This is a genomic window from Rhodovulum sp., from assembly GCF_011048875.1.
GTDB lineage: Bacteria > Pseudomonadota > Alphaproteobacteria > Rhodobacterales > Rhodobacteraceae > Rhodovulum > Rhodovulum tesquicola.
Map to the genome: position 1 here is coordinate 1 of NZ_DSDD01000071.1, position 4,411 is coordinate 4,411.

General features: G+C 65.4%; 5 protein-coding genes. All 5 read right to left on the reverse strand.

The window, feature by feature from the left end; genetic code table 11:
- Window positions 1-461, reverse strand: a 461-nt coding sequence (locus tag ENN83_RS02420) for a pseudouridine synthase (protein WP_287183650.1), incomplete at its 3' end; no start/stop codon positions are given.
- Between the two features lie 42 nt (window positions 462-503).
- Window positions 504-956 (reverse strand): GAF domain-containing protein, encoded by a 453-nt coding sequence (locus tag ENN83_RS02425; protein ID WP_287183653.1) that lies wholly within the window; start codon window positions 954-956, stop codon window positions 504-506.
- Window positions 957-994: 38 nt separating this feature from the next.
- Window positions 995-1,480 (reverse strand): tryptophan-rich sensory protein TspO, encoded by a 486-nt coding sequence (tspO, locus tag ENN83_RS02430; protein ID WP_349760087.1) that lies wholly within the window; start codon window positions 1,478-1,480, stop codon window positions 995-997.
- 5 nt (window positions 1,481-1,485) lie between these two features.
- The gene (gene crtB, locus ENN83_RS02435) at window positions 1,486-2,541 is read right to left on the reverse strand and encodes a 15-cis-phytoene synthase (protein WP_287183656.1); all 1,056 of its coding nucleotides are present in this window, start codon (window positions 2,539-2,541) and stop codon (window positions 1,486-1,488) included.
- A 1-nt stretch (window position 2,542) separates the two neighbouring features.
- Entirely contained in the window at window positions 2,543-4,111 is a 1,569-nt protein-coding gene (locus tag ENN83_RS02440; protein WP_287183658.1) for a phytoene desaturase, read from the reverse strand.
- Between the last annotated feature and the right edge of the window lie 300 nt (window positions 4,112-4,411).

Below are 4,411 nucleotides of genomic sequence, written 5' to 3' on the forward strand. Positions count from 1 at the left end.
CTGGGGAACAGGCGCACGCGGGTCGTTCCGCCCTCGTGGCGCAGCACGCGCCAGTCGGTGATCGCCTGCTTGCCATTCGCGTGGTCGACCATCTGCAGCGGGCGGTTCGGCCAGTCGACGATCAGCGGCAGATCGACTGTTCCGGTCTTCGGTTCGAGCAGGCCCCAGAGCCGCGCGACATAGGTCTTCTTGGTCTGCCGCTTCTCGAATTGCAGGCCGAGATGGCGCTGGGCCTGGGGCGTCAGGGCAAAGATCATCACACCCGAAGTGTCGCGGTCCAGCCGGTGGACCAGAAGCGCGTCGGGAAAGGCGGCCTGCACGCGCGAGAGCAGGCAATCGGCCAGATGTGCGCCCTTGCCCGGCACCGACAACAGGCCCTGCGGCTTGTTCACGACAAGAAGCGCGTGATCGAGGTGGATCACCTCGAGCGGGGTATCGGGGGGGGCGTAATCTTCGTTCATGCGCCGGGCGGTAGCGGGTTCAGGACCGCCTTGCAACCGGGCTTAACGGGCGAAGGTCCGGGCCAGCAGCGCCGCAATGCCCGTGGCGTCGTCCTGATCGAAAGCGGCGGGCCGGCTGCTGTCGATGTCGAGCACGCCCAGAAGATCGCCACGCGCGTTCCAGACGGGCAGCACGATTTCCGACCGCGTCGTCGCCGCGCAGGCGATATGGCCGGGAAAGGCGTCCACATCCGCCACCAGCTGCACCTGGCCGGTGCGGGCCGCGGCCCCGCAGACACCGCGCGAGAAGGGGATCGTCAGGCAGCCATGGCCGCCCTGGTAGGGGCCGATCTTCAGCGTTTCGTTCCCGACATGGCGGTAGAAGCCGGTCCAGTCGAATCGGTCATCGGCATGGTGCAATTCGCAGGCCATGGTGGCCATCAGCGCCACGGTATCGGTTTCGCCCTCGGTGAGTGCGGCAAGCCGAGCGCCCATTTCGGCGTAGTCGAGCCGCATGCGCCCCGCCCCGTTTGTTCTCGTTCAGGCCGGCGCCTTCACGCCCCGACCATCTGCGCGGCATCCGGGTTGCGCCGCCAGATCGAGAAATTCAGCGCGAAGGCCACGCTTGTCCAGACCAGATAGGGCACGACCAGAAGCCCGGCGAAGAGGTCGATCCGCCAGAAGGCGACGACCATTGCAAGGACCGAGGCCCACATGCCGAAGAGCACGATCAGCGCCGGGAACAGGCGGTGCAAGCCGAAGAAGATCGGCGACCAGAGCGTGTTGAACACGATCTGCAGGCCCCAGATCGCCAGAGCGAAGGCCATTTCCGGATGGCCCGACAGAGCGATCCGCATCGCGGCATAGGCCATGGAGATGTAGAGGACGAACCAGGCCAGCGGGAATAGCCAGTTGGGCGGCGTCCAGGGGGGTTTGGACAGCGACTCGTACCAGCGGCCCGGCGAGAAGAATGCGCCCGTCGATCCCGCCGCGAAGGCGGTTGCGAGGAACACGGCGAAGAGCGGCCAGTCGATCATCATGCGGGTCAGATAGCGCGCTTTCGGTCCTCGGCCAATGCGGCACGGTGCCTTGCTGCCTTGCGCGCCTTGAGTTGGGCAAGCACCGCGATGACCTCGCCCGCGCGGCCCTCGCCCCAGGGGTTGCCGGAGGGCAGGCGGTCGGCTGCGGCCTCGACGAGATAGGCGCATTCGGGAAGCGGCTTGCCATACAGAACCGCCGAGCGCGGCATGGCCGAGGCGGCCACCGCCTGCATCGAGGAGAGGATCAGCCAGCCGATCTTCTGCCCCTTGGAGGTAAAGGCGCGGCGGGTGATGCTGTCGTAATCCGCCCGCGCAATCTCGCGCCCGATGCCGCAATAGATGTGGCGCGCGGCATAGATGCCGGGCCGACATGCGAAGGGCAATTCGGCCACGCCCGGTTCGGACCGGAAATAAAGCCGGGTGGCGTCGGACAGCAGATGCTTGACCATCCGGCGGATCGGCTTGATGGGCTGCGGATCGGCGAGGAAGGCATCCAGATCGACGCCGAACTCGTCCATCCAGTCCGTCGGCAGGTAGAAGCGTCCCTCGCGCGCATCCTCGCCGACATCGCGGCTGATGTTCGACAACTGCATCGCGACGCCCAGATCGCAGGCGCGCGCCAGCGCATGCGGGCAGCGCACGCGCATCAGCACCGTCATCATCACGCCGACCGCGGCCGCGACCCGCGCGGAATAGGCATAGACATCCGACAGCGTGGCATAGCGCTTGCCCATCGCGTCCCAGGCCATGCCTTCCAGCAGCGCCTCGGGCAGGGTGCGGGGCATCTCGAATTCCTCGACCACCGCAGCGAAGGCGCGGTCGGCGGGCGCGTTCCTGGGCGTGCCGCGATAGATCAGCTCCAGCCGCTCGCCCAGTGCCAGAACGGCGGCGGCCTTGTCGTGGGTCAGGTCGACCGAATCATCGGTCATCCGGCAGAAGGCGTAAAGCGCCAGCGCCGGATCGCGGACCCGGTTCGGCAGCAGCCGCGAGGCGGCGTGAAAGGAGTACGAGCCCGTCCGGATCGAGGCTTCGCAATGCGCAAGATCCGCGGGGTCGATCATCTCATTTCGCCGCGCCGGTGCCCGCGTCGGGCACGAGCTTGGCCAGAACCTCGGCCGAGGTAACGACCGATGGCAGGCCCGCGCCCGGATGGGTGCCCGCGCCGACCATGTAAAGTCCTTCGACCTCTTCGGAGATATTGTGGGGGCGGAAATTCGCGCTCTGGAAGATGCGCGGCTCCAGAGAGAACCCCGCGCCATAGGGCGAGAGGTAGCGGTCGCGGAAATCCTCGGGCGTGAAGAACAGGCTGGTGGAGACATGCTTGCCCAGACCGGGCATCAGCTTGTCTTCCATGAAATCCTGCACCGCCTGGCGGTAGCGTTCGCCATTGGCCTGCCAGTCCACGGGGCTGTCGGTATGCAGGTTGGGCACCGGCGAGAGCGCATAGAACGTGTCGCCGCCCTCGGGCGCGGCGCTGGGGTCGGTGACGCTGGGCCGGTGGATATAAAGGCTCATGTCATCGCACAGCTTTTCCTGGTGGAAGAAGATGTCCTTGACGAGGCCCTTGTAGCGCGGGCCGTTCAGAACCGTGTGGTGGCCCACGTCCTTCCACATCTCCCGCGTTCCCTTCGTTCCGAAATACCAGACGAAGAGGCCCATCGACCAGCGTTTCTTCGCCAGCGATTCGTCGGTCCAGCGCCAGCGGCGATGATTTCTCAGAAGCGTGTTGTAGGTGAAGCCCGCATCGGCGTTCGAGACCACGATATCGGCGTTGATCACCTCGCCCGAGGCAAGGCGGACGCCCGTTGCCCTGTGCGAATGGGGCAGCCGTTCGACGAGGATCTCATCCACCTCGGTGCTCATGCGCATCACGCCGCCCTGCCCCTCGATCACCTCGGCCATGGCCTTGGCGATCGCGGCGACGCCGCCCATCGCGTAATGCACCCCAAATTCCTTTTCGAGGTAACTGACGAGAATATACATCGAGGTCACGTTGAACGGATCGCCGCCGATGAACAGCGGATGGAAGGACAGCGCCATCCTCAGGCGTTCGTCCTTTACCCGGCTGGCGGCATGGGCATAGACCGACTTGTCGGCGCGCAGCATCCCGAAGATGTGCAGCACCTCCACGAGGTCCATCCACTTGTGCATCGGCTTTCGGCCAAGCTCCTCGAAGCCGAACCGGTAGCGTTTCTCGCTGTCCTTCAGGAACCGGTCATATCCGGGCAGGTCGGACGGCGACAGGCGGGCCACCTCGGCGCGCATCTTTTCGGTGTCCTGCTGCGCGCGGAATCGTTCGCCGTCGGGGAAAACGATCTCGTAGAACGGGTCCATCGGGACCAGCTTGACGTCCTTGTCGAAATCGCGCCCGCAGGCGGCCCAGAGCTCGCGGAAGATCCAGGGAACCGTGACAATGGTCGGCCCCAGATCGAACCGGTGGCCATCCTGCCAGATCGCCGAGCCGCGCCCGCCGGGCACGTCGAGCTTGTCGATCACGGTGACGCGATAGCCCTTGGCGCCAAGGCGCATGGCGGCGGCAAGGCCGCCAAGCCCCGCCCCGATCACGACCGCATGCGGACCAGTGGCCCGGACTGCTTTCTCCGCCAGGGCGGGATCAACTCGTGTCATCATGTCGCTAGGTTAAACCTGTCTAGTTTAGTTTACAATACTTCTACCGGATGCGCGCCGGGTGCGTCATGTCCCTTTCGGTCGCACCTCGAACTGACATAAACGAACGACAGCTGCGAAGGAGAATCGCCAATGCAAGTCGTCACCATCAGCTTTTTCCGTTACAACAACTGGGCGTCCCGCCTCGAGGCGCTCAGCCAGATGGCGCGCGGCCGCTTCGCGCTGAAGGATGTGCCGGGGCTGGAATTTTTCAAGATGCTCGGCACGGGTTCGGACGCGGGTTTCAACCCCAAGCCGAATGTC

Coding starts and splice junctions, on each gene's coding strand:
- tspO (WP_349760087.1), bottom strand. CDS start 1,480: ATGATGATCGACTGGCCGCTCTTCGCCGTGTTCCTCGCAACCGCCTTC.
- ENN83_RS02425 (WP_287183653.1), bottom strand. CDS start 956: ATGCGGCTCGACTACGCCGAAATGGGCGCTCGGCTTGCCGCACTCACC.
- crtB (WP_287183656.1), bottom strand. CDS start 2,541: ATGATCGACCCCGCGGATCTTGCGCATTGCGAAGCCTCGATCCGGACG.
- ENN83_RS02440 (WP_287183658.1), bottom strand. CDS start 4,111: ATGATGACACGAGTTGATCCCGCCCTGGCGGAGAAAGCAGTCCGGGCC.